This is a genomic window from Sorangium sp. So ce185, assembly GCF_051526825.1.
GTDB classification, from domain to species: domain Bacteria; phylum Myxococcota_A; class Polyangia; order Polyangiales; family Polyangiaceae; genus Sorangium; species Sorangium cellulosum_D.
Map to the genome: position 1 here is coordinate 5,843,759 of NZ_CP150316.1, position 24,363 is coordinate 5,868,121.

The window sequence follows — 24,363 nt, forward strand, 5'->3', positions numbered from 1 at the left end:
GGCCCCACACGGGACCACACGGGCGCGATCCTGTCGCCGGACGCGCTTGCTGCGCGCGAGAGCCGGGGTGTAAATGGAGATCTCGGCCGAACCGAGAGGGGATTTATGCGACGATTGACCTATCTTTCACTCGCCGTGACGGCGCTCCTCCAGGGGGCTGCGTGCTCGTGCAGCGGGGATGCCGAGCCCGGCCCGTCCAGCGACGGGGCCGGCGCCGCGGGGGCGGAGAGCGCCACCACCACGAGCGGCGGTGGGGGCAACGGCGGCGAGGGCGGCCAGGGGGGCGGAACGGGCACGAGCGGCGGGGGAGGCATGGGCGCAGGAGGCGTAGGCGGGGCGGGCACAGGCGGAACCGGAGGCTCAGGCGCAGGAGGCGCAGGCGGAGCGACCTATGGCTACTGTGCCAAGGGGTGCATAACCCCCGCAGATTGCTGCGCGCCGGGGCAGGGCGATTGCCCGAGCGACCGGTACCCCACCAACTATACCTGCGAGAACGGCATCTGTGGTACGCCGGAATGCGAGCGCCACAGTGACTGTACCAACGATGGACTGAATCCTAATAAACAATGTGTGCTGACCGGCGGACTAAAACTGTGCGCGACCCCATGCACCGAGGCAACGGCCGAAGAGGATTGCAGCGGCGCTCTCACGTGCACCGGGATCGACGATGCCGGGAATAGGTTCTGCTGGCTCGAACCCGAACCTTTTGTCTGCGACAATGATGCGGAGTGCAATGGCACAGGCGAGTGCGTCGACGGGGCCTGCGCATGCGACGAGGACAGCGATTGCACGAGCGACTTTGCTGATGCGTGCGCCCTGTAAACGGTGTGCCGCAACTCTGCTTACCTCGCACGTGCGACAGCATCACGACGCGACGGCGTCGGCCTACTTTTCGAGGGACGAGTCAACGCCCGGGCTCCTCAATCAACCATGACCCATCGCGGAGGTCTCGCTGTGGCTCATCACCTCATCAAGATTCATCGCTCCTGCAAACCGCGCCGTGGCCAGACCCGTCGCGAGGGTGCTCGTTGCCTCCGCCTGCTCACGCTCATATTCGCGCTTCTTGCCATAACGATGGCAGACGCAAGAAGCGCATGGGCGCAGTGTCCGTGGGATCGCGATGGCGACTGTGTCGGAGCCGGCGACAACTGCCCCCTGGTGCGCAATGATCAGGCAAACGATGATGGCGACAGCCACGGCAACGACTGTGATAACTGCCCGCTGCTGTCCAATGAGGACCAGGCGAACGCAGATCACAACGAGGATGGCATCGCCGACCGTTGGGGCGATGCCTGTGACAACTGCCCAGGGGTGTACCAGGTCGACCAGGCTGACCTGGATCGCGACGGGCTTGGTGACGCCTGCGATCCTGACGATGACAACGACGGGGTGAATGATGATATCGACAACTGTAGGTTTGAACACAATCCGCCTTCGGGGAGCCCGCCTGCTCAGGCTGATTTCGACAAGGATGGCATAGGAGATGCGTGCGATCCTGATGACGACGAGGACGGCGTAGCCGATACACACGACAACTGTCCCTTCGTCGTAAACCCACTCCCGGACGATGCAGAGATTCAGGTGGACTCTGACGGGGACGGCCTAGGTGACGAGTGCGATAACTGCCCAGATCACGATAACGGGCCGGTAGAGCCCGGGCCCGACATGGACATCCAGGCTGACAACGACGACGATGGCATCGGAGACGTCTGCGACACCGACGACGACAACGATGACGTCGCCGATGACGTCGACAACTGCCCGTTCGTCCCGAACCCGCCCGCGACCGCGGGCGAGCCGCAGGCCGACAACGACGCCAGCGAGGGCGATGACGGGGGCGACGCCTGCGACCTCGACGATGACAACGATGGCATCGACGACGACGTCGACAACTGCCCGTTCGTCTCGAACCCGCCCGCGACCGCGGGCGAGCCTCAGGCCGACAACGACGGCAGTGGCGGCGGCGACGCCTGCGACCTCGACGACGACAACGATGGCGTCGACGACGACGTCGACAACTGTCAGTTCGTCCCGAACCCGCCCGCGACCGCGGGCGAGCCTCAGGCCGACAACGACGGCACCGACGGCGGCGACGCCTGCGACCTCGACGACGACAACGATGGCGTCGACGACGACGTCGACAACTGCCAGTTCGTCCCGAACCCGCCCGCGACCGCGGGCGAGCCTCAGGCCGACAACGACGGCACCGACGGCGGCGACGCCTGCGACCCCGACGACGACAACGATGGCGTCGCTGACGACATCGACAACTGCCAGTTCGTCGCCAACCCGCCCGCGGCCCCGGGCGAGCCGCAGGCCGACAACGATGGCACCGGCGGCGGCGACGCCTGCGACCCCGACGACGACAACGACCTCGTCCTCGACAACGTCGACAACTGCCCGTTCACGGCCAATCCACCGGCGACCCCGGGCGGCCCGCAGGCCGACAACGACGGCACCGACGGCGGCGACGCCTGCGACCCCGACGACGACAACGACGGCGTCGCCGACGGCGCCGACAACTGCCCGTTCGTCGCCAACCCGCCCCCGGGGCTGGACGCCTCGCAAGCCGACACCGACGGCGACCGCCTCGGCGACTCGTGCGACGACGACTCCGATAACGACGGCCTTCACAATCAGCTGGAGACGCTCTGGGCCACGGGCTCGCGGAACGCGGACACCGACACCGACGGCATCGACGACGCCACCGAGGTGTGCCCGAGCTTCGTGACATGCGTCCCGTGGAACAGCGTCGCCGGCAACGGCGACACCAGCGGGGTCATCGACAGCCTGCGGATCTGCACCCAGGATGACGCCCCCCGGAGCTGCTATATCGCAAAGGCCGTCGATACGGTCCGCGGCGACGGCATCCCCGACGCGCTCGAGGTGTGCGCGGAGAGCGACCCGAGCAGCTGCTACGCCCTACTTCCGATCGACACCGACCGCGACGGGATCCCCGACAGCCTGACGCGCTGCGAGGCGGGGGGCTGCTACTTCACGGAGCCGACAGACACGGACGACCCCGAGGGCCGCGACCCGGACGACGGGGGCATCGACGCGCTCGACATCGACAGCGATGGTGACTCCGTGCCCGACCAGGAAGAGGCGCAGCCGCTCACCCCGGACGGCCTCCCGGCAGACACCGACGCGATCGGCGACGACCGCGACTGGATCCCCGATTATCGCGATCTCGACTCCGACAACGACGGCTTCCTCGACGGGATGGACAACTGCAGGACCCACCGCACCCTGGATCAGCACGACGAGGACGGCGACGGGCGCGGGGACGCGTGCGACGACGAGGACATCGACAACGATGGAGTGCGAAACTTCGAGGACAACTGCGTGTACGTGGCGAACGGGCCTGCCGCGCCGACGCCGGATGACCCGAGCGACGACCAGCTCGACGCCGACGAGGACGGCGAAGGCGACGTATGCGACGGAGACGACGACAACGACGGCGCGCCCGATGACGACGACAACTGCGCCCTCGTCGCGAACGGGCCTGCCGCGCCGACGCCGGACGACCCGAGCGACGATCAGCTCGACACCGACGGCGACGGCGACGGCAACGCGTGCGATGACGACGACGACGACGACGGCGCGCTCGACGACGACGACAACTGCCCCCTCGTCGAGAACGACCAGTCCGACGCGGACGAGGACGACGTCGGCGACGCCTGCGATCCGTGCCCGAACGAGCGGGGCGAGACCTGCATGCCGACCGGCCAGGGCGGCGCGGGCGGCGCAGGCGGCGCGGGCGGCGGCGAGGCTGGGGCCGGCGGCGGCCAGGGCGGCGCGGGCGGCGCGGACGGGGAGCCGCCGTTCGACAGGCCGAAATTCGAGGGGGGCTGCGACTGCCGCATGACAGCCGGCGGAGGCGCCAGCGAGGGCGCCGGCGCCAGCTTGCTGCTGCTGCTCGCGGCGCTCGCGCGCCGGCGCAGACCGCGGTCTGCGCGGCCGCGCGCGCCGCGTTCAACGGGCGCCGGCGCGCCGTTCAGGCCTTGAAGGAGTCGTAACGGCCGGCGCGCGGCGCGACGCGCGCCTCCAGCGCGGCCCGCTCGGCGGGCGGCATGGGGAAGGGCAGGGACCTCGCGCCGAGGTTCTCGCGCACCTCGGCGATCGAGGAGCAGCCGATGATCACCGTGTCGGCGTGGCTCGCCGCATAGCGGATGAGCTCGCTCGGGCTCGCGGCGCGATCCTGGAGCAGGCGGCCCGCGGCCATGATCTTCATACCGATGACGCCGACGCCGCGCCGCCGCGCCTCCTCGACCACCGTCGTCAGGAACGGGAGCCGCGCCGGATCCGCGGGGTTGATCGCGCACAGCACGGTGTCGACCGGGTAGCGCCGCATCGCCTCGACGAGGATCTGCGGGTCGTGGTGCCCGGTGATCCCCACGTGGCGCACGCGGCCGTCCGCCTTGGCCTGCTCCACGGCCTCGATCGCGCCCCCCTTGCCGAAGATGGCGTCGAGCTCGTCCGGTTCGCGCAGGTCGTGCAACTGCCACAGATCGAGGTGGTCTGTCCCGAGGCGGCGCAGGCTGTCGTCGAGCAGCCTGAGCGCGCCATCGCGGTCGCGCGCGTGCGTCTTGGAGGCGAGGAAGACCTGCGCGCGCGCGCTCGGCCCGGCGGCGCGGAAGGCCTCACCATAGTAGTCCTGGCTCTGCTGGTACGCAGGCGCGGTGTCGCAGTACCTGACCCCCAGGCGCAGCGCCTCCAGGATCACCGGCACCGCCTCGCGATGCCGGCCGGTGGTCCGGAGGATCCCCTCTCCGCCGAGCGACACCGCCTCCACCTGCGCGCCGGTCCGCCCGAGCGTGCGGGGCGGCGCCGCCGCGGCGCCTCGAGGGGCCGCGGGCGCCGCGGACGGCGCGCCCCCGGCGGCGCCGCTCACGATGGCCGCGGCGGTCGTGGCGGCCGCGCGCAGCCCCCCGCGGCGGTTCGCGTCGGCCCCTTCCATCTCCTTCGGCTCGTTGCTCATGCGTCCTCCGGAGAAAAGCTCTACCAACCCGCTGACCGCACGTAAACGGCCGTCCGGCTCCCCGCAACACAGGCTCGCTCACATGAGCCCACTTACGCGCATCAGGTGGTCTATCGGCGCAGGTTTGCACTGGCGCGGCGGACTCGAGCGCGCACGGCGGAGCTGCGGAGTTCGAGCGCCCACCGCGGAGCCGCGGTGACGGAGGCGGATGGTTACGGCCCGAGTCGATCGACTCGCGTCTTGCCTTCGTTGGTCACAAACGGCGCATCCTGAGCAGGTGAGGCGCAGGGGGCCGGGGCCTCCGATGCGGCGCGGGCGGTTTCTGGCCGGGTCAGACGATCGGCCCGCGAGGCGGCGCGAGCCGGCCGCCCGCGCGTCGCCGGAGGGTCGCCGCGGCTCTCGTTCATGACGGCCGCGGCGCGGGCGGGAGCGCACGCGATCTGCTCGAACGCGCGCGGTAGGGGGTTTTGCGCGCCGCGCGAGCGACGGCCGCGAAAGCGGTGAGTTCGTCATCTCCAGCGGACGCGCACGGCCCGCGCGCGATAGGACCGCCGCGCGGTGGACGTCCCGCCGGTCTTCGCGCTGAGAACCCGGGAAACCAGCGCCGGCGCTGATCCAGAGAATGCCTTTTCGCGGGCGCGGCGCGGCCGGCAGCGCGAGCTCCGAGCGGCAGTGTCTGCACACGAAGGCTGAGGCACACAGCCTGCTCTTCGATGAGCCCAAGATGGCGCGGGCCTTCCGGCCATCACGGGATATTGAGGAGGACAACAACATGCTTTCGATTCATGGCAAGGTGCTGGGACTCGCGGTGGTGATGGCGGCGCTGGGCACGGGGTGCGCCGTCGACTCGGTGAGCGACGTGGAGCTCGACGAGGCCGGTCTCGACGAGGTCGAGCAGGTCGATTCGACCGCCCAGGCGCTCGAGGGGGATGACGAGGCGAGGGGCGGGTTCCAGCAGGCGCCGAGCAAGGCGCCGCTCAAGGGGGGGCTGCAGGGGCCTGCGGATCTCGGCCAGGCGCCGATCGGCGCGCAGGGGCCGGCGGCTCCCGGTCTCCAGGGGCCGATTGGCCAGGTCGGCCAGGCGCCGATTGGCCAGGTCGGCCAGGCGCCGATTGGCCAGGGGCCTGTGGGCGTGCCGGGCGTCGGTGGGCCTGGCCTGCCGGGCCTCGGCCTGCCGGGCGTCGGCGTGCCGGGCGTCGGCGTGCCGGGCCTCGGCTTCGGCATGCCGGGCTTCGGCGCCGTGGGCTCGCGCTTCGGCGGCATCGGCTTCGGCGGCTTCGGCGGCTTCGGCTGCTGCCCCACGATTTTTAACAACAACACCAACGTCAACATCAACACGCTCTTTGACGACTTCCGCTTCCGCGACGACTGCCGCTTCCGCGACGACTTCCGCTTCCGCGACGACTGCCGCTTCCGCGACGACTTCCGCTTCTGCCCGCCGTTCCGCGACGACTTCCGCGACGACTTCCGCTTCCGCGACGACTTCCGCTTCTGCCCGCCGTTCCACCACTGCTGCCCGCCGTTCCACCACTTCTGCCGGCCGCATCACTGCGGTGGGGGCGGCGATTTCGGCTGGTAGCCGGCGCTTGGACCGCGGCAGCTGCTAACGCCACGCCCGCTCGCGCGGCGCTAGCAGAGCCCTCGACCTCGCCTTGATGGCCGGCCGGCATCGGCTCTCTGTCGCCAGCTCTCTCGCAAATATCCCCGCGGCCGCCTGGGGCCTACCCCCAAGCGGCCAGCGATGCCGGGGACGTGACGGCGGCGGAGGCGGGTGGCGGCCGGCTCCGACCGGACGCGGCGTGGCCGGGTGAGGCCGCGCCTCGCTCCAGGTGCGCGCCCCCCCAGGAGCGCGGCGTGTCCCGCGAGACTGTACACGCATCCGCGACGGGTTGGGCCGCGAGCCCGCGCGCGCTCGCGGACATTGCCCCCCCGTGCGCAATCCCTTAGAGTGGCCGGAACGCTGTGATCGGCACGATCATCGACGGCAAGTATCAGATACGCAAGCTGCTCGGAGAGGGCGCCATGGGCTCGGTCTATGAGGCCGAGCACACGGGGACCGGCCGCCGCTGCGCCGTGAAGGTGATCAGCTCGGCCGATCTCACCCGCGATCCGAAGGTGGTCAGCCGCTTCCAGCGCGAGGCGCGCGCGGCGGGCGCGATCGACACGCAGCACATCACCCAGGTGCTCGACGCCGGCGTCGATCGCGACTCGAAGCTGCCCTTCCTCGCCATGGAGTACCTCGCCGGCGAGGACGTCCACCAGCTCATCAAGCGCGTCGGGCCGCTCGCGCCCGACCTCGCGCTGCGCATCGTCGCGCAGTCGTGCCTCGGGCTCCAGAAGGCGCACGAGGCGAGCGTCGTCCACCGCGACATCAAGCCGCACAACCTGTTCCTGTCGTGGCGCGACGCCGGCGAGATCCTCGTCAAGCTGCTCGATTTCGGCATCGCCAAGGTCAAGATGGACCGGGCGAACGAGACCGAGGGCGCCGACCTCACGCGCACCGGGAACCTCATCGGCTCGCCGCTCTACATGTCGCCCGAGCAGGCGCGCGGGCAAAAAGAGATCGATCACCGCACCGACATCTGGTCGCTCGGCGCCGTGCTCTACCAGGCGCTCACCGGGCGAACGCCGTACCATCACATCACCGCGCTCGGCGAGCTCATCATCGCCATCTGCTCGGATCCCCCGCCGCCGGTGCAGGACTTCGCCCCGTGGGTGCCGCCGGAGGTGGCGGCGATCGTGCACCGCTGCCTGCTGCAGGCGCCCGGGCAGCGCTACCAGAGCGCGCAGGAGATGTTCGGCGCCATCCGGCCGCTGCTGCCCTACGGCTGGGGCATTCACGAGAGCATGCTCGTGCCGCTGCCGGACGCGGTGCGCAGGCAGTCCGCGCCGCGGCTCTCGATGAACGTCAACGCCCCGCCCGCGAACCAGAGCGGCGCGTACGCCGCCGCGTCGCCCGCCAACCAGAGCGGAGGGTACCCGGCGCTCGCGGCCTCGCCCGCGAACCAGAGCGGCGCGTACGCCGCCGCGTCGCCCGCCAACCAGAGCGGAGGGTACCCCGCGGTCCCGCACGAGCACCGCGGAGGAGGGTACCCGTCGTTCGCGCCGCCCCCGAACCCGGGCGGGCCGCACGGCGCGATCGCGCCGGCCGCCAACCACGCCGGCGCCGCGACCACCGGGGCGCTCACGCAGTCGCATCGCGGCACGCAGCCCGGCGCGTCGCGGGTGCCGGTCGTGGCCGGCGCCGCGCTGCTCGCCGCGGGCATCGCGGCCGGCGTGTACTTCGTCAGCGGCGGGTCGCCAGAGCCCGCCGCGCCGCCAGCGGCGTCGGCGACCCCGGAGGTGCTCCCGACGGCGGCGGCCACCCCGGCGCCGACCCCGACGCCGGCGCCGGCCGCGACGGAGACGTCGGAGGCCGTCGCGGCCGAGCTGCAGCCCAGGCGGGTTCAGGTGGTCATCCTGCCGCCCGACGCCTCGGTCGAGGTCGAAGGCGCGCGCGCGACCACCAGGAACGGGATCCTCGAGATCACCGGGCCGCTCGGGAGCGAGCACAGGGTGCGCGTGTTCAAGGGGGCGAACGAGGCGGTGACCGACGTGATCGTGACCACCAGCGGCGCGCGGCCGCTCAAGATCGAGCTCGCGCCGACCCCGACGAAGGGCGCCCCGGCGCCTCCGGCGAAGAGCGCCTCCGCCGCGCCGGCGCCGGCGCCGGCGCCAGCGCCGACGACCTACAAGGGGATCATCAACGACACGGAAGAGTTCGGAAAGTAAGCGCAGAAGGACAAGGCTGAGTACGGTGCTCGATCGAATGGATCTGCGTACGCGGCGCGGCGGCTCGTGTCCTCTCTCCCTCGCGCGGCGGCTTCGGCCGGCGCGGCGGCTGCGCGCGCTCTCGGCCGCGCTCGCCGTCGCGGTCGCCGCGGGGCCGGCGCTCGCGCAGCCGGCGCCGGCCGCTGCGGAGGGCGCCGCGCCGGCCGGCGGGGAGGGCGCCGCGCCGGCCGAGGAGGCGCCCGTCTCCGAGACGACCCGGCAGGTCGCGCGGCTCCACTTCGAGAAGGGGCTCGCCCTGCTGCGCGAGGAGGCCTGGGGCCCCGCGCTCGCCGAGTTTCTCCTCTCGCGCAAGCTCTACCCGACGCGCGCGGCCACGAACAACGCCGCGATCGCGCTGCGCAGGCTCCAGCGCTACGACGAGGCGCTCGAGATGTTCGAGACCTTCCTGCGCGATTTCACCATGTCGGCCGCCGAGCGCGCGGTCGCGCAGCGCGAGATCGCCGAGCTGCGCGCGCTCGTGGGGACGCTCGACATCACGAACGCCGAGCCCGGGGCGTCGATCGTGGTGAGCGGCGAGGAGCGCGGGCAGTACCCGCCCGTCAAGCCGATCCGCGTCGCCGCGGGCGCGCACGTCGTCCGCGTGTTCAAGGAGGGCTACGAGCCGGTCGAGGTGCGCGTCGACGTCGCCGGGGGCCAGACGGTCACGGTGAACGCGAAGCTCCGCAGGTTGGTCCGCTCCGGCCGGCTGCGCGTCGTGGAGCGGGCCGGCAAGACCGTCGACGTGCTCGTGGACAACGTGGTCGTGGGGCAGACGCCGTGGATCGGCACGCTGTCGGTCGGCGATCACATGGTGGCGCTGCGCGGCGAGGGGAAGCTCGGGACGCAGCCGACGGCGGCGCCCGTGAAGCCGCAGGAGCTCACGACGCTGTCGCTCCTCGCCGAGGACCTCGACGCGTCGCTGCGGGTCGACCCCACGCCGCCCGGCGCGAGCGTCTGGATCAACTCGGTCAACGTCGGCAACGGCGTCTGGCTGGGCCGGCTCAAGGCCGGCGCGCACCGGGTGGAGGTGAAGGCCGACGGGTTCGTCTCCGAGGCGCGCACGGTGACGCTGCAGAAGGGCCAGCGGCAGGGCCTGAGCCTCGCGCTCGAGCGCGACGAGGACGCGGAGATCTGGCGCAAGCCGCCGAAGATCACGCTCGAGGCGAGCGCCTCGTTTCTCGTGGCGCCGACCTTCGGCGGCGACGTCGCGAGCGCCTGCGGCTCGGGGTGCTCGAGCGCGATCGGCCTCGGCGGGCTCGGCACGATCCACGGCGGCTACGAGCTCGGCTCGGGGCTCGGCGTCGGGATCGAGCTCGGCGGCATCGTCGCGGCGCAGCAGCTCGACGAGCGCGCGGCGGAGCTCAGGCCGATCGGCTACCGGGATCCGCTCGGCGGCGCGGCGAGCGACGCGCTCCGCCTCGGCGGCTTCCTGGCCGGCGCGACGTTCGGATATCACCTCGGCGAGCAGTACCCCGCGCTGCTGCGGCTCGGCGCCGGGGTGCTCGTGGGCGAGGTCCGCGACGAGCGGGCGGGCAGGTTCAGGACGACCCAGGGGGCGTGGTTCAACACGTACCCGGTGGTCGACTTCGCCTCGGCGACGTACTTCTACGTGGATCCGGAGGCGAGGCTCGGCGTGCGGCTCGGGGAGCGCTGGGAGCTCTCGGCCAGCGTGAAGCTGCTCCTCCTGATCGGCCTCAGCAAGCCGTCGTGGGACAGGACCATCGAGCTCGCGGCGTCGACCGACGGCATCGGGACGTACGAGCAAGAGTCGCTCATGGGCGACTTCGTCCTGATGATCGCGCCCGGGGCGAGCCTGCGGTACCAGTTCTGACGCGCCGGCCCGCGGCGCGACGCCGCTCAGGTCCGGCCGACGGTGCCCGGTTGGACGCGGCACGATGCGCGGAAGCTTCGATTCCGGTCTACGTGCTACCTGGCACGCGCTACACGCCTACGCGGGTCTCAGCGTCCATGGGACCGTCGTGGCCGCGGACGACACCACGGTCGCGCCGAATGGCTCGGCCGCGATAGCAGACGACGGGACGTCCATCGTCACTGGACAGGCGCCAAGAGGCGAGGAATTCAAGGTACACTGGCACATCGATGTCAATGGCGCCGGGACTCGCGAACGGGATTCGAGCGAGCCGGATCATGTGCGGACGAGCAGCCATGCGGTGAGTCCTGCGGGAGCGCGCGGGGGGCACGCGTGACCCGCCGCGGCGCGACGGCATGTTGCCCCCCGCGTCACCCCCCCGCTATCGTGGCCGGCCGATGAGGTCTTCCTCCGTCGCAGCGGTCGCTTCCGCGGCCGTCCTCATGACGCTCGCCAGCGCGTCGAGAGGCCAGTCCACCGGCGGCTTCTCCCTCAACCGGTTCGAGCCGGCGCCCGCCGGGGACGCGTTCTTCGGCGTGCCGTCGCCCGCCGCTCCCGGCCACTTCGCGGCGCGCGCCCACGCGATGCTCGATTACTCCCACCTGCCGATCCGCACGAGCGGCGAGGCCGATGTCGCCATCGTCTCCTCGCAGGCGTACCTGCGCCTCGACGCCTCGCTCGCGCTGTGGGAGCGCCTGCTGCTCTCGATCGACGCGCCGCTCGCCATCGCGCAAGGGGGCGACGACCCGGGCATCCCCGGCGTGCAGTTCACCGAGCTGACGGCGCCCAAGCTCGCCGACCTCCGCCTCGGCGCGCGGGTCCGCCTGCTCGGCGAGGACGCGGGTCCGGTCCAGCTCGGGCTCGGCGGCTACCTGTTCGCGCCCACGGGCTCACCGTCGCAGTACACCGGCGACGCCGAGGTCCGCGGCGCCTTCCACGCGAGCATCGGCGGGCGCGCCGGCTCGACGCTCGGTTTCCTCTGGAATGCGAGCGGCGGGGTCGAGCTCGGCGGAGGGCAGAACCGCCCTCCGCTGGTCACGTTCGGCGGCGCCGCGGGGCTCCTCCTGGGCGGCGATCTCCTCCAGCTCGGCGCCGAGCTGTACGGCGCAGCGCCGCTCGGCGAGGAGCTCGTGCTGTCGAGCGTGCCGGCCACGCGCGCGGACGCCGGCGTCAACGCCGAGCTGCTCTTCGGCGCCAAGCTGCGGGTCCTCGGCGGCTTGACGTTCGGCGCCGCGCTCGGTCCCGGCCTCCTGAACGCCGTTGGCACGCCGACCGTGCGCGCCGTCGGCGTGCTCGGCTGGGCGCCCCTCCCGAAGCCGGCCTCGGCGCGCGCGCCGAACGTCGCCACGGCTGGCGACAAGGACGACGACGGCATCGACGACCACATCGACGCCTGCCCCGACGTCAAGGGCGATCCTTCGCCCGATCCCGCGAGGGACGGCTGCCCTCCGGCGGACCGCGACGGCGACGCGGTGCTCGACATCGACGACGCCTGCCCGTCCACCCCTGGCGCGCGCAGCGCCGACGCCACGCGGAACGGCTGCCCGGACGACTCGGACGACGACGGCTTCCACGACGGCATCGACGCTTGCCCCAGCGTGCGCGGCGGGCCGAGCGACGACCCGAAGCAGGTGGGCTGCCCGAGCGACGCGGACGGCGACGGCATCGCCGACGCCTCGGACGCCTGCCCGAAGGTCAAGGGGCCAGCGAGCCAGAACCCGAAGCAGAACGGCTGCCCGGACGATCCGGACGGCGACGGCGTCCGCGGCGCCGCGGACGCCTGCCCGAACGAGCGGGGGCTCTCCGACCCCGATCCACGGCAGAACGGCTGCCCCAAATTCGTCCGCGTGAACGCCGACGAGATCACGACGTCGAAGCCGGTGCAGTTCGTCGTGTACGGCAAGACCCGCGCCCAGACGGTCGATCCCGTCTCCGACGAGATCCTGTACGAGGTGCGCGACGCCATCCAGCAGAACCCGGACATCGAGCTCGTCGAGGTGCAAGGGCACACGGACGACAGCGGGACCGAGGAATACAACCAGCGCTTGTCCCAGGAGCGCGCCGAGGCCGTCCTCTCGTGGCTCGTGGCCGCGGGGGTGCCGCGAGAGAAGCTCGTCGCCAGGGGCTACGGCTTCGAGCAGCCGCTCGGGGACAACCGCGTCAAGACAGGGCGCCAGAAGAACCGCCGCGTCCAGTTCGTGATCATCAAGCGCAAAGGACGGCAGTAGCGAGCGGGCGAGGTCGTCGTGATTGCCACCTCGCCATGCCACAACGCCCGAGACACCACAGCCCCCGACAGCCGCGCCGCGCCTTGCGGCCAGGGCAATCGCCGCCGCGCCGCCACGCCATACGCTATCGCCCGACCCCAGTCGTGACCGTTCCCTGACAGCCGTGGTCAGGCGCGTGTGTCACCTTGAGGGATGCTCCATACGGTGGCAATCTCAGATATCCATCTTTGCGAGCTCGAGCCGGGTGACGGTCTTTGGATGCGCTACCGTCAGGCTCCTTACTCCCCCGACAGCGAGGTCGCGGCGATGCTGGACGCGCTTCGGGACGAGATGAAGCAGGGCACGGCGCGCGGCGCCGGGCGGCATGAGCTCACGCTGGTGCTCAACGGCGACGTGTTCGACCTCGACGCGCCGCGCGTGATCGATCAAAAGAGCGTCTTCCACGACCTGCCGCGCAGCGCCGAGCACGCGGTCCCGGCGATGAAGGCGATCCTCGCGGACCACCCGGTGTTCATCGAGGCGCTGGGCCGCGTCGTCGCGGATGGGCACACCGTCGTGTTCATCTCCGGCAACCACGACGTCCAGCTCACGTTGCCCGAGGTGCGCGACCTGGTCCGGTCCCGCGTGGTCGAGGCGGCGCTCGCCGCGCTGGACGGCGCGCCGCGCCCCGGCTCGAGCTCGCCCGCGGGCGAGGCCGAGCGGGCGCGCGCGGCGCTGGGCGCGCGCGTCGTGTTCCGCGCCTGGTTCCACAAGACGCCGGACGGCATCATCGTGGAGCACGGCAACCAGTACGACGCCTATTGCAGCTACCGCTACCCCATGGTCCCGTTCGGCCGGAAGCCGGGCGAGATCCAGCCGACCATGGGCTCGCTCGTGTGCCGGTTGCTCGTCTCGCGGATGGGGTACTTCAACCCGCACGTGGACTCGTCGTTCATGCTGTCCGCGTTCGGCTACCTCGCGCACTGGGCGCGCTATTACCTGTTCTCTCGCCGCTCGCTCGCGGGGGCGTGGGCGCTCGGCGCGCTGCGCACGGTCGTCGAGCTCGTGCGCCGGCGCGAGCCCGAGCGGCGCACCCGCCTGCGCGAGTGCCTCGCCGCCGCCGCGCAGGAGACGGGCGCCCCGCTCCGCGCCGTCGCCCGCCACGCCCGCCTGTTCGCGCCGCCGGCCGAGGACCGGCTGGGGCTCGTCGCGCGCGAGCTCTGGCTCGACCGGGCCGCCCTGGCGCTGCTCGCGGTCGCCGTGGCCCTCGTGTGGCTGCTGCTCGCGCCGATCTGGCTCGCGCCGGCGGCGCTCGTCGCGCCGGCGGGGCTCGTCGTCTACGAGCGCCTCGTGCCGAAGCTCCCGCTCGAGGCCACCTGGCAGCGGGTCAGCCGCGCCGCGCGCCAGGTCGCACGCGCCCACCGCGCCCGGGCGGTCGTCTTCGGCCACACGCACACACCCGAGGGCAGCTGGGAGGGCGGGCTGTTCTTCGGCAACACCGGCTCGTGGTCCGCCGCCTTCGAGGACATCGCCTGCACCAAGCCGGTCTTCGCCGCGCGCCCCCTGGTCTGGCTGCGGTCCGAGCCCGGCGCGGGCAGCTCCGCGCGCCTCTCGGGCGGGCTCGTGACCTGGAAGAACGGCCGCTTCGAGGCCCGCACGGCCAGCGTCCCGCCCCCTGCCGAGCAGCTCCGCGAGCCGCACGGCGCCCCCCCGCCGCTGCGGTCGCCCGCGACCGCGGCGCTGCGCACGTAGCGCGCGTGCGCGAGCGGCCCGGCGCTCCCCGCTCGAATTGAGCCCCTTCCTGACTTGCGCGAGGCGTCCGGTCGCTGGATGCTGCCCGGAGTCGACATGCGTCTCGCCGACGAGGAAGCTCCGTGAACGCCCCGCTCCGCATCGAAGCCGCCGGTGAAAGCCATGTTGGCCGCCAGCGCGAGCACAACGAGGACAGCTTCGCCGTCGATCTGGATCTCGGCCTCTTCGTCGTCGCGGACGGCATCGGCGGCGCCGCCGGGGGGGAGATCGCGTCGCGGATGGCGGTCGACATCGTGCAGGCGTGCTGCAAGGAGGGCGAGGGCGAGATCACGCAGCCCACGGGCTACGACGAGACCGCGGGCCCCTTGGAGCTGCGCCTGGTCTCGTCCATCTGGCGCGCCAACGAGCGCATCTTCGAGGTGGGGCAGCGCGACCCGCGCTTCTACGGGATGGGGACGACGTTTGCGGGCGTGTACGCCGACGCGACCTCGGCGTGCATCGCGCACGTGGGCGACAGCCGGGTCTACCGGTACCGCGAGCACCGGCTGGAGCGGCTCACCGAGGACCACTCGCTCTGGAACGAGCACCTGCACAGCGGCGAGCAGCTGCCCGACGACGTGGATCCGCTGCTCGCCCGCAACGTCGTGACGCGCGCGCTCGGGATGGGGAAGACGGTCGACGTCGCCACGCGCATCGAGCGCCCCGAGGCCGGCGATCTCCTGCTCATCTGCTCGGACGGCCTCTCCGGCCCGGTCCCCGAGCCGGAGATCGCCGAGCTGCTCGCGCAGGGCGCCGATCTCGCCACGACGGCCCGCTCGCTCATCGACCGCGCCAACCAGCACGGCGGCCCCGACAACGTGACGTGCGTCCTCATCCGCTGGACCCCCGCCGCCTGACGCCCCTGGCCGCCCGCCCGCTCCCCCCCAGCGGATCTTCGCCTAAGGCAGGGAGGGGATGCCGAGGAGGTCTGCGGATCTCGTCATATCGTACGCGAGCGTGCCCGGCGTCGCGTCGTCGCTCTCGCGCTCGACGAGCGAGAACAGCTTGCCGAACGGGGTCGCGAGCTGCTCCTCGGTCGGCGCCTCCTCGCTCCACTCGTCCGGCAGCGGCGGCAGCGCGTCGCCCTCGATCGCGTCGTACGCGCTCGACAGCCGGTCGAAGCCGGCGAGCACCGCCTGGTCGACCTCCGCGCCCTCGGCCCCCTTGGTGAGCAGCCACGGCTGGAAGGCGGCGTAGGTCTGCTCGCCGGCCGCGACGTTCGCGCGCATGTCGGCGAGGGTGTACTGCGCATAGCGCGACTCCTCCTCGCCGGTCGCCGCCTTGCTCGTCTTCTCGACCTGCTCCAGGATCGAGCTGATCACCCCGCGGTACGCGGACGGCGCGTCGAGCGCGAGGCCCTCGAAATCGGCCTTCATCTTCTCCGCGTCGGCCTTGAGCCGCTCGCAGAGCTCGCCCTTGAACGCGGCCGCCTCGGCCTCGGTGGCCGGGAAGGCCGCGGCCTTGTAGTTCGTGAGCGCCGACTCGAAGGCGAGGACGGGCTCCGGGATCTCGTCCGCCCAGAGGATGCGCTCGACGGCGTGCACGCCGGTCACCCCCTCGTCGTCGAAGAGGTCGTCGTCGGCCGCGACCTCGATGAACGCGTCGTAGCGGGCGTCCGTCGAGTAATCGAGGTCCGGAAAGACGACCGCGATGGCCCCCTCGACGCGCTCGTAGGACTGCCGCGCCTCCTTCCACGCGGCCTTCATCGCGTCGACGGCCGCCTTGTCGCTCGACGCGCTCCACCCGTCCTCGTCCGGCTCGGGCGCGGCCGCCTGGAGCGCGGCCGTGGCGGCGGCGAACGCGTCGAGGTTGTCCTGGATGAAGGCCTTCACCTCGAGCACTGCCCGTCGCTCGTAATCCGCGTCGGTGTACAGCGTCTCGTTGTCGCTCCCGCACGCGGGGAGCGAGAGGACGGCGGCGGCGATGGCCAGACCGGACCGCAGGCAGGCGGGGATGTACATGGATCTTTCGAGCTCCTTGGTCGCGGCTCGCCCGGAGCGAGCGCGGGATGTCGGTTGGCGCGAGCGCGCGCCGTCGAACGTCGAACGTCGATCAGAGCGAGCGCACGAAGTCGATGAGGGCCTCGCGATCCTCCCGGGAGAGCGCGCGGAAGGCGGCGACCGAGTCGGCCGCCTCCGACGCCGGGCCGTCGTGGAGCAGGATGGCCTGCTCGATGGTCCTGGCGCGGCCGTCGTGGAGGTACGAGGTGCTGTGGCGCATGCCGATGAGCGGCGCCGTCCGCCAGGAGACGGAGCTCGCCGACTCGTCGGCCAGCCCGTCGGCGAGATCGGGGCCGAGGTCGTGCAGGAGGAAGTCGGTGTAGACGGGCGCGTCGATGTCCGCGAGCTGCGCGATCGGGTAGTCGGCGCGCGTCCGCAGCGAGGGGACGTGGCAAGCGGCGCAGTCGACCTCGGCGAACAGCGCCTGACCGCGCTCGTCGGCGGGCGCGCGCCTCGGGATCTCCAGCAGGCGCATGTAGTCGGCGACGGCGTTCACCGTGTCGAGGACCACGTCCTCGCCCGGCTTGGCGTCGTCCGTGAGCCCGTCCGGGTTCGGCAGCTCGTCGGGGCGGAGCGGCGAGGTGATGCCCATGTCGCCCTGGTAGGCGTCGGCCGTGAAGTCATCGAGCGTCGCGACCCGCGCCTTGAACCCGAAGCGGCCGATGAGGTTCTCGTCGCCCTCGGCGAAGGCGTGGAACGTCTCGTCCGCGTTCTTCTTCGAGTGGAACACCACCCGGTTGATGCGCCCGCGGATGGCGTTGCCGCGCGCGGCCTGCTCGGCCGCGACCCGCTCGATCTCGGCGTCGTCGACCGCCTCCATGTACCCGCGACCGAACACCGGCGGGCCGAGGCGCTGCGAGAGCTTGATCGTCCCCTCGAGCTCGGGCCGCGCGAGCGTCGTCGCCCCGGCGACCCCGTAGGGCCGCATCGTGTGCCCGTAGGGGAGCGCCGCCTGATCCACCGCCGGCGTCACGCCGTCGGCCTCGACGAGCACCATCTTCTGGACGGCGCCCGGGCCGCGCGCGGCACCCTCGTGGCACCCCGCGCACGAGGAGCGGATGTACAGCGGCCCGAGCCCGTCGCGCTCGCGAAACACGAAGTCGAAGAGCGCGTCGCCCTCCTTGAACCGGGCCACCTGCTCCGCGGAGGCGCCGTGCAGCGGGATGTCGCTGAGATCATCGCCGATCAGCTGCAGGCCGAGCAGCGGGTCGGCGGGCGCAGGCTCTCCGCCGCAGCCGACGAGGAAGAGCACAGGAAGCGCGAGGACTGAGGCAAATCGCGACATGTTGTCGACGCGTAGCGTAAGGGTAATTGAAAGTCGATGTCAACAACCCGGAACGCCGCGCTGATCGCTGCTGATCTCGCACGGACGGTCCGCGTCACCGCGCGAAGCGCGGCGGAGGTCCAGGCGTTACACTGCGGGGCCGGCGCGGACGGGGCCCACGCTGGAGGACGGCGGATGACGCAGCGAGATGACGAGCGGCGCGCGGCCTCGATGGCCCTCAGGGACGGGCTGCGGGAGCTCGCGTGGCTCGACGATCGCCGCGCGGCCCACCTGGCGCTCAACGCCGGCTGGCTCCGGTACATGGGCCCTGGCTACGGCAATGACGTCTGTTCGATGTGCGGCGCGCTCCTCGAGCGGGGCACGGCGTACATGCACTGCGCGCCCTGCCTGGCGACGCGCGGGATCGACGAGCAGGCGCTGCTCCGCGCCTGCGCGGACGCGATGGCCGGGGACTGGCCGTTCCAGGACCGTCGGCCCGACGGCAGGCGCTGGGCGCACGCGCTGATCGCGTTCTGGCGGAACCACGTCGATCCGATGGAGTCGAGGGCGGTCCCGTACCGGAACAACACGCTCGAGTCCGCCTTCCACTACATGAAGCGGCGGCTCGCCGAGGCGGGGGTCGCGGAGATCTGGACGTTGCCTGAAGAGAGCCAGCGCGGGCTCGATCCTGCGATGGTCGTGCGCGCCCGGGGCGGCGCGGTGGCGATCGGCGTCGCCACGCAGCGCCGCATCGCGACGGCCGAGGACGGGGTGCCCGGCGGGCACGTCGCGCTGTTCGACGAGTTCCTCCGCCTCGCGGGCGAGCGGGAGGGGTTCCTCGTGGTCGAGAAGCTGAGCCGGCGCGCGCGGCGCGACGCGCCCGTCCGGGAGAGCGCGGTGACGACCGCCGAGGGACGGCGCGTGACGCAGCTCCGCTGCATGCAGGAGGACCGGAGCTGGCCCGCGCCCCCGGCGCCGGCGTAGGCGCTCTCCGGCGGCCGGCGCGCTACTGCCGGAAGGACTGCTCGATGTCGTAGATCTCGGCCGCGACGCCGTCCTGCCCGTTGTACCGCGCCGAGCCCCCGCGCCCGCCGAGCCCGGCCTCGCCGAGCTCGATGGTCGTGTTCGAGAGGGAAGGCGCCCTGACCGCGTAGGCGACGGCGATCGAGTGCCCGCCGAGCCCACCGCCGCCGTGGCCGCCCCGGCCGCCTCGCCCGCCCGGGCCGCCGCTGCAGGCGGCGTTCAGCCCCGTGGCCTCGCCCAGGATGCCGCCGGGCCCGCCCTGACCGCCCTCGCCGCCCTCCTGGCCCCTGCCGCCGTCTCCGCCGTCGCCCCCGCGCCCGGTCCTCAGCACCACGTCGTCGAAGAGGACCGTCGCGCTCCCCGCGAACACGGCGATGCTCGCCCCGCCCGCGCCCCCGCCGTTGCCGCCGAGCCCGCCGCAGCCGCCTGCGCCCCCGGAGCCGCCCGCGGCGCCTCCCGCCGTGCTCTCGAACGGGCACATCAGCGCGCCCGCGCCGCCCTTGGCGCCGCCGCCGCCCCCGCCGCCCTGACCCGGCTTGCCCGGCGTGCCGTTGCCGGCGAGCGGGCCTGTGTACCCGTCCAGGATCACGTCGCCGAAGCCGGCCGCCCCCGCGCCCGGACGCCCATCTGCGCCGTCCGCGCCCGCCACGCCTGGCGTGCAGGCCCTGCTGCTGGACTCGCCACGCCCGCCGTTCTCCGCGCCGCGCGGGTCCCCGTCGCCGCCATCGGAGCCCGACGAGATCGAGCCGACGCCCCCGCTGCCGCTGCGCGAGTCGTCCTCGCTGTCGTCCGGCGTACCGCAGGTGTTGAACACCGGGGCCCCGCCGAGGACCGAAGCGGACGTGCACGCGGCGTTGCCGAAGTTGCCGGACTGCCCCGCCTCGGCGGGGTCGCTCGCGAACGACTCGCCCTCTTTGCCCGGCGCCCCGTCGCCCGCCTCGAGGATGCACCGCGTGAAGGCGACCGGGATCCCCGAGGTGTTCGCGGCGATCGAGGAGCGGCCAGCCAGCTCGGTGTGGGTCGGCAGGATCGAGCGCGCGATGACGTGGAGGTCCTCGACGAGCACCGTCGCGGCGCCGCTGCCGCCATGGAACTTGAGCGGTGTCTCGCCTTCAGGCGCGGTGAGCGTCGTCTTCTTCTTGTCGCCTATCCACCGCCAGTCGTCGCGGCAATCGAGCCCACCGAAGATCCTGTGTCCCGCGGGCACGAGCACCGCCTCGTCGAACTCCTCGGCGCAGACGTAGATGCGCTTTCCCTTGCTAAAGGCGAGCTCGATCGCCTTCGAGAGCGTCTTCAGCGGCGCCCCCGAGGTCCCCGCGTTGCCGTCGTGCCCGGTGCGGGAGACCCACAGGCCGCACGACGAAGCGATCTTCCCCTTGGCCTTGCTCGGAGTGCAGTCGTCGTCCGACGGCCCATCATCGATGGGTATCTGGATGGAATCACCCCCGCCGAGGCTGCAACCGCTGGCCGTCGCCGCGGCAGCCGAAATGAATCCCAGCAATACGAGTGCATCAGCTTTGAATTGAATCCCCATACTATTCTTATTCCGGCCACCCCGGGGCGTTTACCAAGCAAAGCGACCTGGCGCCTCCCGCGCGGCGCGCTCTCCACGGATGTTCTCGTCACGGCCGCCGTCGCCGCGGGGTGTCAGCGCCGCGCGCGACGGGGGCTTAGAGCGCGACGTCCCCCGCCGGAAGGAGGTGTATCTGCCGAGCTGCCATCGCGGTCGCCCATCGCGCTTGCCCATCGCGGTGGTTTCCGTGCGAACATCGGCCCATGAGCGCGAACCTGAAGGACCTCGTGCGCGAGCTGCTCGACGCCGGCGGCGGGGAGCAGCTCGAAGGCGGTCGCTTCCTGCCGCTCGTCACGCTCGAGTCGGGCGCGCGGGTGGGGCTCGACGGCGCGGGCGGCTGGGTCTTCGCGCCCGAGGACGGCGGGGCGGCTCAGGCGTTCGCGCCCGAGCGCGGGCGCGTCTTCTTCGAGGTGCTGGAGTCGCGGCGGGACGACTTCGACGCGAGCATCGAGGCGGCGGCGAAGGCCGCGGGCTTGCCCCCCGAGGAGGTGGCCTTCTCGTTCCCCGCGGTCGACGTCGTCCGGGCGGTGCTCGCGCGGGGCCTGCCGAGCATGACGCGCCTCGCGCTCGCGTGGCTCCGGCTCACGGAGGCGCGGGCGCTCCGCGCCGACATCGTGGCCGTGTCGCGCGACCCGACCATGCCGGTGCCCATCCGGGACCTGGCGGAGCGCCTCACGGTCCCGGAATGAGCCCGCGCCGCGCGCCCGAGCCCCCGCCCCGAGGCGAGCCCGGCGCGGGGGAGGGCGGTCGGACGGCGGCGAACGACCCGAGCGGGACGCGCGAGATCAGATGGTCGCGAACGACTCGACGGGGATGTCCAGGGCGGACGAGTCCTCGCGGCCGAGGAGCTCGGCGGAGAACTTCGCGTGCGGGAGCACGTTGGACGCGAAGTAGAGGGCCGCGTGCTTCTTGCCCTCGTAGAAGGCGCGGTCCTTCGCGCCGGCGTCGCCCTGCGGCAAGGTCTCCAGCGCCTTGAGCGCGATGACCGCGCCGTCGAGCAGGAGCCAGCCGATCGCCAGCTCGCTCATCATCTCGAGGAAGCGGTTCGCCGCGAGCGGCACCATCGGCATCTTGCCCATCTGGAACCACGAGAGCAGCCGCATCGCGGTGCCGGCGACGGCCTCGTGCGCCTCGCGGAGCTCCTTGACGCTCGCGGCGAGGACGGGGTGCTTCTCGTGCGCCTTCACGAACTCGGCCACGTCGTTCAGGAAGGCCTGCAGGTTGGCCCCGCCGGCCTGGCCGAGCTTGCGCCCGACGAGGTCCATCGCCTGGATGTGGTTCGTGCCCTCGTAGATCGAGAAGACCTTCGCGTCGCGGCAGTACTGCTCGACCGGGTAGTCCTTCGTGTACCCGGCGCCGCCGAAGGTCTGGATCGCCGTCTCGCAGACGCGGAACGCCTGATCGGACGAGTAGGCCTTCACGAGCGGCACGAGCAGATCGACCTGGCCCTGGTTGTACGCGGCCGCGCGGTCGTCCTTGCCCTGGTAGACGGCGACCGCGTCCTGGTGGCGCGCGAGCTTGATGATCAGCGCCCGGATGCCCTCCACGCGGCTCTTCATGTCGAGCAGCATCCGCCGCACGTCCGGGTGGTCGACGATCGGCACGCGCGGCGCGGTCGCGTCCTTCCACTGGAGGATCGACGAGCCCTGCTTGCGGTCCTTCGCGTACTCGAGCGCGTTCAGGTACGCGGACGACGCGACCGACACGCCCTGCAGGCCGACCGAGATGCGCGCGCCGTTCATCATCCGGAACATCTGCGGCATGCCCTGGTGCTCGACGGTGCCGACGAGCTCCCCGAGGCAGCCGTCGTTCTCGCCGAAGTTGAGCACGCACGTCGACGAGCCGTTGATGCCCATCTTGTGCTCGATGTTGCCGACGAGGACGTCGTTCGGCTCGCCGAGCGAGCCGTCGTCGTTCACCCGGAACTTCGGCACGACGAACAGGCTGAGCCCCTTCGTCCCGGGCGGAGCGCCCTCGACGCGGGCGAGCACGAGGTGCACGACGTTCTCGGTGAGGTCCTGGTCGCCGCCGGAGATGAAGATCTTGGTGCCGCGGATGAGGTACTTGCCGTCCTTCTGCTTCACCGCGGTCGTCCGCGACGAGCCGACGTCCGAGCCGGCCTGGGGCTCGGTCAGGCACATCGTCCCGCTCCACTGCCCGCCGAACATCCGCTTCAGGTAGATGTCGCGCTGCCGCGGCGTCCCGAAGTGCTCGATCAGCTCCGCCGCCCCGTAGGTCAGCCCGGGGTACATGTTGAGCGCCGCGTTGGCGCCGCAGAGGAACTCCTCGACCACCGTGTAGAGCGTGAACGGGCCGCCCTGGCCGTCGTAGGCGGGCGAGACGGAGACCGACTTCCACCCGGCCTCGTACAGCTTGTCCCAGGCCTCCTTGAACCCCGGCGGGGTCTTGACCTGCCCCGCCTCGATGCGACAGCCGACCCGATCGCCGACCGTGTTCAGCGGGCCGAAGACCTCGCACGCGAACTTGTACACCTCGTCGACGACCATCGAGACCTCGTCGCGCCCCCACGCGTCGTACGGCGCGTTGCCGAGCAGCTCGTCTAGGCGGAATTGCTCGAACAGGAGGAAGCGGATCTCGCGGAGGTCAGCCTTGTAGCGGTTCTGGAAGGTTTGGGCGTTCGACATGGGAGACCTCCTCGTTGCCGCGGCTTCCGGCGCTGGCAGCCGGTACCCTTCCCGGTCTACCGCGCAGCCGCGGCATAGTTCTTCATTCGCCTAGCATGCCGCCGCGTCGCGTCAACATGCGTCCGTGACAGGGGGGCCATCTTCCGGAAATCAGACGCGATCCGGGGGTCTGCCGGGGGTGTCGTGGGGCGGGTCCGCGGCGGGCGCCAGGGCGGTGGATCCGGCGGGCGCCGCGGCGTAGGCTCCGTCGCGATCGAACCATGTCCGACCCGGCTTACATCACGCCCGGCGGGGCGAAGAAGCTGTCCGAGGAGCTCGCGCGCCTCCGTTCCGTGGAGCGGCCGCGCATCGTCCAGGAGGTCGCCGACGCGGCGGCGCAGGGCGACCGCTCCGAGAACGCCGAGTACATCTACGGCAAGAAGAAGCTGCGCGAGATCGACCGGCGGATGCACTACCTGACCAAGCGGCTGGAGAAGGCCGTGGTGGTCGACCCGTCGGAGCAGCGCGGCGACAAGGTCTTCTTCGGCGCGACGGTCGAGATCGAGGACGAGGACGGCGCGCGCCACACCTACCAGATCGTGGGCGAGGACGAGATCGACAGCGGGGCCGGGCGCATCAGCTGGCGCTCGCCGGTCGGCCGATCGCTCCTCGGCAAGCGCGCGGGCGACGTGATCACCGTGCGCCGCCCGGCGGGCGAGGCGGAGATGGAGATCATCTCGGTGCGGTACGGCTGAGCGCCGCAGCGGCGCGGCCGGAGGAAGAGGAAAAGGAGCAGGAGTTCGGCATGAGGATCTTGCACACGATGCTGCGGGTCGGCGATCTCGAGCGCTCGATCGGCTTCTACAGGGACGTGCTCGGGATGCAGCTCCTGTCGCGGAAGGACTACCCGGAGGGCAAGTTCACGCTGTGCTTCCTCGGGTACGGGAGGAACCCGGAGCACGCGGAGATCGAGCTCACGCACAACTGGGGCGTGGAGAAGTACGAGCTCGGCACGGCGTACGGGCACGTCGCGCTCGGGGTGGACGACATCTACGCGGCCTGCGACCGCATCCGCGCGGCGGGCGGGAAGATCACGCGCGAGCCGGGCCCGATGAAGCACGGCAAGACGGTGATCGCGTTCGTCGAGGATCCGGACGGCTACAAGGTCGAGCTCATCGAGGAGTCGAGCCGCAACCAGTAGCCCGACGATCGAGGCCGGC

At 71.9% G+C, this 24,363-nt stretch carries 16 protein-coding genes and 1 pseudogene; 12 read left to right on the top strand and 5 right to left on the bottom strand.

All coding sequences use genetic code 11. The features are described 5' to 3' along the window. Window positions 1–1,074: 1,074 nt before the first annotated feature. Both WMF26_RS21325 and WMF26_RS21330 read left to right on the top strand, forming a co-directional pair. A pseudogene (locus WMF26_RS21325) lies at window positions 1,075–1,512 on the top strand (thrombospondin type 3 repeat-containing protein); the annotation flags it as partial. A 153-nt stretch (window positions 1,513–1,665) separates the two neighbouring features. After that, window positions 1,666–4,008, top strand: coding sequence for a thrombospondin type 3 repeat-containing protein (locus tag WMF26_RS21330; protein WP_438002433.1), 2,343 nt, complete (start codon window positions 1,666–1,668; stop codon window positions 4,006–4,008). Here WMF26_RS21330 and WMF26_RS21335 read toward each other — a convergent pair. Beyond that, window positions 3,998–4,981, bottom strand: coding sequence for an aldo/keto reductase (locus tag WMF26_RS21335; protein ID WP_438001839.1), 984 nt, complete (start codon window positions 4,979–4,981; stop codon window positions 3,998–4,000). The two genes, WMF26_RS21330 and WMF26_RS21335, sit on opposite strands and share 11 nt — an antisense overlap. Before the next feature lie 622 nt (window positions 4,982–5,603). Here WMF26_RS21335 and WMF26_RS21340 point away from each other — a divergent pair. The 6 genes from WMF26_RS21340 (at window position 5,604) to WMF26_RS21365 (ending at window position 15,516) form a co-directional block, all read left to right on the top strand. After that, window positions 5,604–6,560: a hypothetical protein gene (locus tag WMF26_RS21340; protein WP_438001840.1), complete on the top strand. Its 957-nt coding sequence runs from the start codon at window positions 5,604–5,606 to the stop codon at window positions 6,558–6,560. Between the two features lie 383 nt (window positions 6,561–6,943). Further along, window positions 6,944–8,752, top strand: a complete 1,809-nt coding sequence (locus WMF26_RS21345; RefSeq protein ID WP_438001841.1) for a serine/threonine protein kinase — start codon at window positions 6,944–6,946, stop codon at window positions 8,750–8,752. Window positions 8,753–8,777: 25 nt separating this feature from the next. After that, window positions 8,778–10,622 carry a PEGA domain-containing protein gene (locus WMF26_RS21350; protein ID WP_438001842.1) on the top strand — a complete coding sequence of 615 codons (1,845 nt, stop codon included), beginning with the start codon at window positions 8,778–8,780 and terminating at the stop codon, window positions 10,620–10,622. A 437-nt stretch (window positions 10,623–11,059) separates the two neighbouring features. After that, window positions 11,060–12,889: an OmpA family protein gene (locus WMF26_RS21355; protein ID WP_438001843.1), complete on the top strand. Its 1,830-nt coding sequence runs from the start codon at window positions 11,060–11,062 to the stop codon at window positions 12,887–12,889. A 258-nt stretch (window positions 12,890–13,147) separates the two neighbouring features. Next, window positions 13,148–14,620: a hypothetical protein gene (locus WMF26_RS21360; RefSeq protein ID WP_438001844.1), complete on the top strand. Its 1,473-nt coding sequence runs from the start codon at window positions 13,148–13,150 to the stop codon at window positions 14,618–14,620. Between the two features lie 122 nt (window positions 14,621–14,742). Continuing rightward, window positions 14,743–15,516 carry a PP2C family protein-serine/threonine phosphatase gene (locus WMF26_RS21365; protein WP_437338898.1) on the top strand — a complete coding sequence of 258 codons (774 nt, stop codon included), beginning with the start codon at window positions 14,743–14,745 and terminating at the stop codon, window positions 15,514–15,516. A gap of 42 nt (window positions 15,517–15,558) precedes the next feature. On the opposite strand, the gene WMF26_RS21370 is transcribed toward WMF26_RS21365, so the two are convergent. Together WMF26_RS21370 and WMF26_RS21375 are read right to left on the bottom strand one after the other, a co-directional pair. Next, complete coding sequence (locus WMF26_RS21370) at window positions 15,559–16,620, bottom strand: EfeM/EfeO family lipoprotein (protein ID WP_438001845.1); 1,062 nt, start codon at window positions 16,618–16,620, stop codon at window positions 15,559–15,561. A 91-nt stretch (window positions 16,621–16,711) separates the two neighbouring features. Further along, entirely contained in the window at window positions 16,712–17,944 is a 1,233-nt protein-coding gene (locus WMF26_RS21375; protein WP_438001846.1) for a di-heme oxidoredictase family protein, read from the bottom strand. Window positions 17,945–18,118: 174 nt separating this feature from the next. Between WMF26_RS21375 and WMF26_RS21380 the strand changes: the two genes are divergently transcribed. Further along, a complete protein-coding gene (locus WMF26_RS21380; RefSeq protein WP_438001847.1) occupies window positions 18,119–18,907 on the top strand; it encodes a hypothetical protein in 789 nt (262 codons plus the stop codon). Window positions 18,908–18,929: 22 nt separating this feature from the next. Here the strand turns inward: WMF26_RS21380 and WMF26_RS21385 are convergent, their stop codons facing one another. Continuing rightward, entirely contained in the window at window positions 18,930–20,447 is a 1,518-nt protein-coding gene (locus WMF26_RS21385; RefSeq protein WP_438001848.1) for a PGRS family protein, read from the bottom strand. Window positions 20,448–20,722: 275 nt separating this feature from the next. Here WMF26_RS21385 and WMF26_RS21390 point away from each other — a divergent pair, with 275 nt between their 5' ends. Then, a complete protein-coding gene (locus WMF26_RS21390; protein WP_438001849.1) occupies window positions 20,723–21,208 on the top strand; it encodes a hypothetical protein in 486 nt (161 codons plus the stop codon). A gap of 96 nt (window positions 21,209–21,304) precedes the next feature. Here WMF26_RS21390 and WMF26_RS21395 read toward each other — a convergent pair whose 3' ends face one another. Further along, window positions 21,305–23,164: an acyl-CoA dehydrogenase gene (locus tag WMF26_RS21395; protein ID WP_438001850.1), complete on the bottom strand. Its 1,860-nt coding sequence runs from the start codon at window positions 23,162–23,164 to the stop codon at window positions 21,305–21,307. A gap of 260 nt (window positions 23,165–23,424) precedes the next feature. Here WMF26_RS21395 and greB point away from each other — a divergent pair, with 260 nt between their 5' ends. Together greB and gloA are read left to right on the top strand one after the other, a co-directional pair. Then, window positions 23,425–23,898, top strand: a complete 474-nt coding sequence (gene greB, locus WMF26_RS21400; RefSeq protein WP_020736264.1) for a transcription elongation factor GreB — start codon at window positions 23,425–23,427, stop codon at window positions 23,896–23,898. Between the two features lie 50 nt (window positions 23,899–23,948). Then, entirely contained in the window at window positions 23,949–24,344 is a 396-nt protein-coding gene (gene gloA / locus WMF26_RS21405) for a lactoylglutathione lyase (RefSeq protein WP_061628651.1), read from the top strand. Window positions 24,345–24,363: the final 19 nt, after the last annotated feature.

Bases quoted from the DNA above. Each gene is read 5' to 3' on its own strand.
- WMF26_RS21330 (WP_438002433.1), top strand. From the start codon at position 1,666: ATGGACATCCAGGCTGACAACGACGACGATGGCATCGGAGACGTCTGC.
- WMF26_RS21335 (WP_438001839.1), bottom strand. From the start codon at position 4,981: ATGAGCAACGAGCCGAAGGAGATGGAAGGGGCCGACGCGAACCGCCGC.
- WMF26_RS21340 (WP_438001840.1), top strand. From the start codon at position 5,604: ATGCCTTTTCGCGGGCGCGGCGCGGCCGGCAGCGCGAGCTCCGAGCGG.
- WMF26_RS21355 (WP_438001843.1), top strand. From the start codon at position 11,060: ATGAGGTCTTCCTCCGTCGCAGCGGTCGCTTCCGCGGCCGTCCTCATG.
- WMF26_RS21360 (WP_438001844.1), top strand. From the start codon at position 13,148: ATGCGCTACCGTCAGGCTCCTTACTCCCCCGACAGCGAGGTCGCGGCG.
- WMF26_RS21370 (WP_438001845.1), bottom strand. From the start codon at position 16,620: ATGTACATCCCCGCCTGCCTGCGGTCCGGTCTGGCCATCGCCGCCGCC.
- WMF26_RS21375 (WP_438001846.1), bottom strand. From the start codon at position 17,944: ATGTCGCGATTTGCCTCAGTCCTCGCGCTTCCTGTGCTCTTCCTCGTC.
- WMF26_RS21380 (WP_438001847.1), top strand. From the start codon at position 18,119: ATGACGCAGCGAGATGACGAGCGGCGCGCGGCCTCGATGGCCCTCAGG.
- WMF26_RS21390 (WP_438001849.1), top strand. From the start codon at position 20,723: ATGAGCGCGAACCTGAAGGACCTCGTGCGCGAGCTGCTCGACGCCGGC.
- WMF26_RS21395 (WP_438001850.1), bottom strand. From the start codon at position 23,164: ATGTCGAACGCCCAAACCTTCCAGAACCGCTACAAGGCTGACCTCCGC.
- greB (WP_020736264.1), top strand. From the start codon at position 23,425: ATGTCCGACCCGGCTTACATCACGCCCGGCGGGGCGAAGAAGCTGTCC.
- gloA (WP_061628651.1), top strand. From the start codon at position 23,949: ATGAGGATCTTGCACACGATGCTGCGGGTCGGCGATCTCGAGCGCTCG.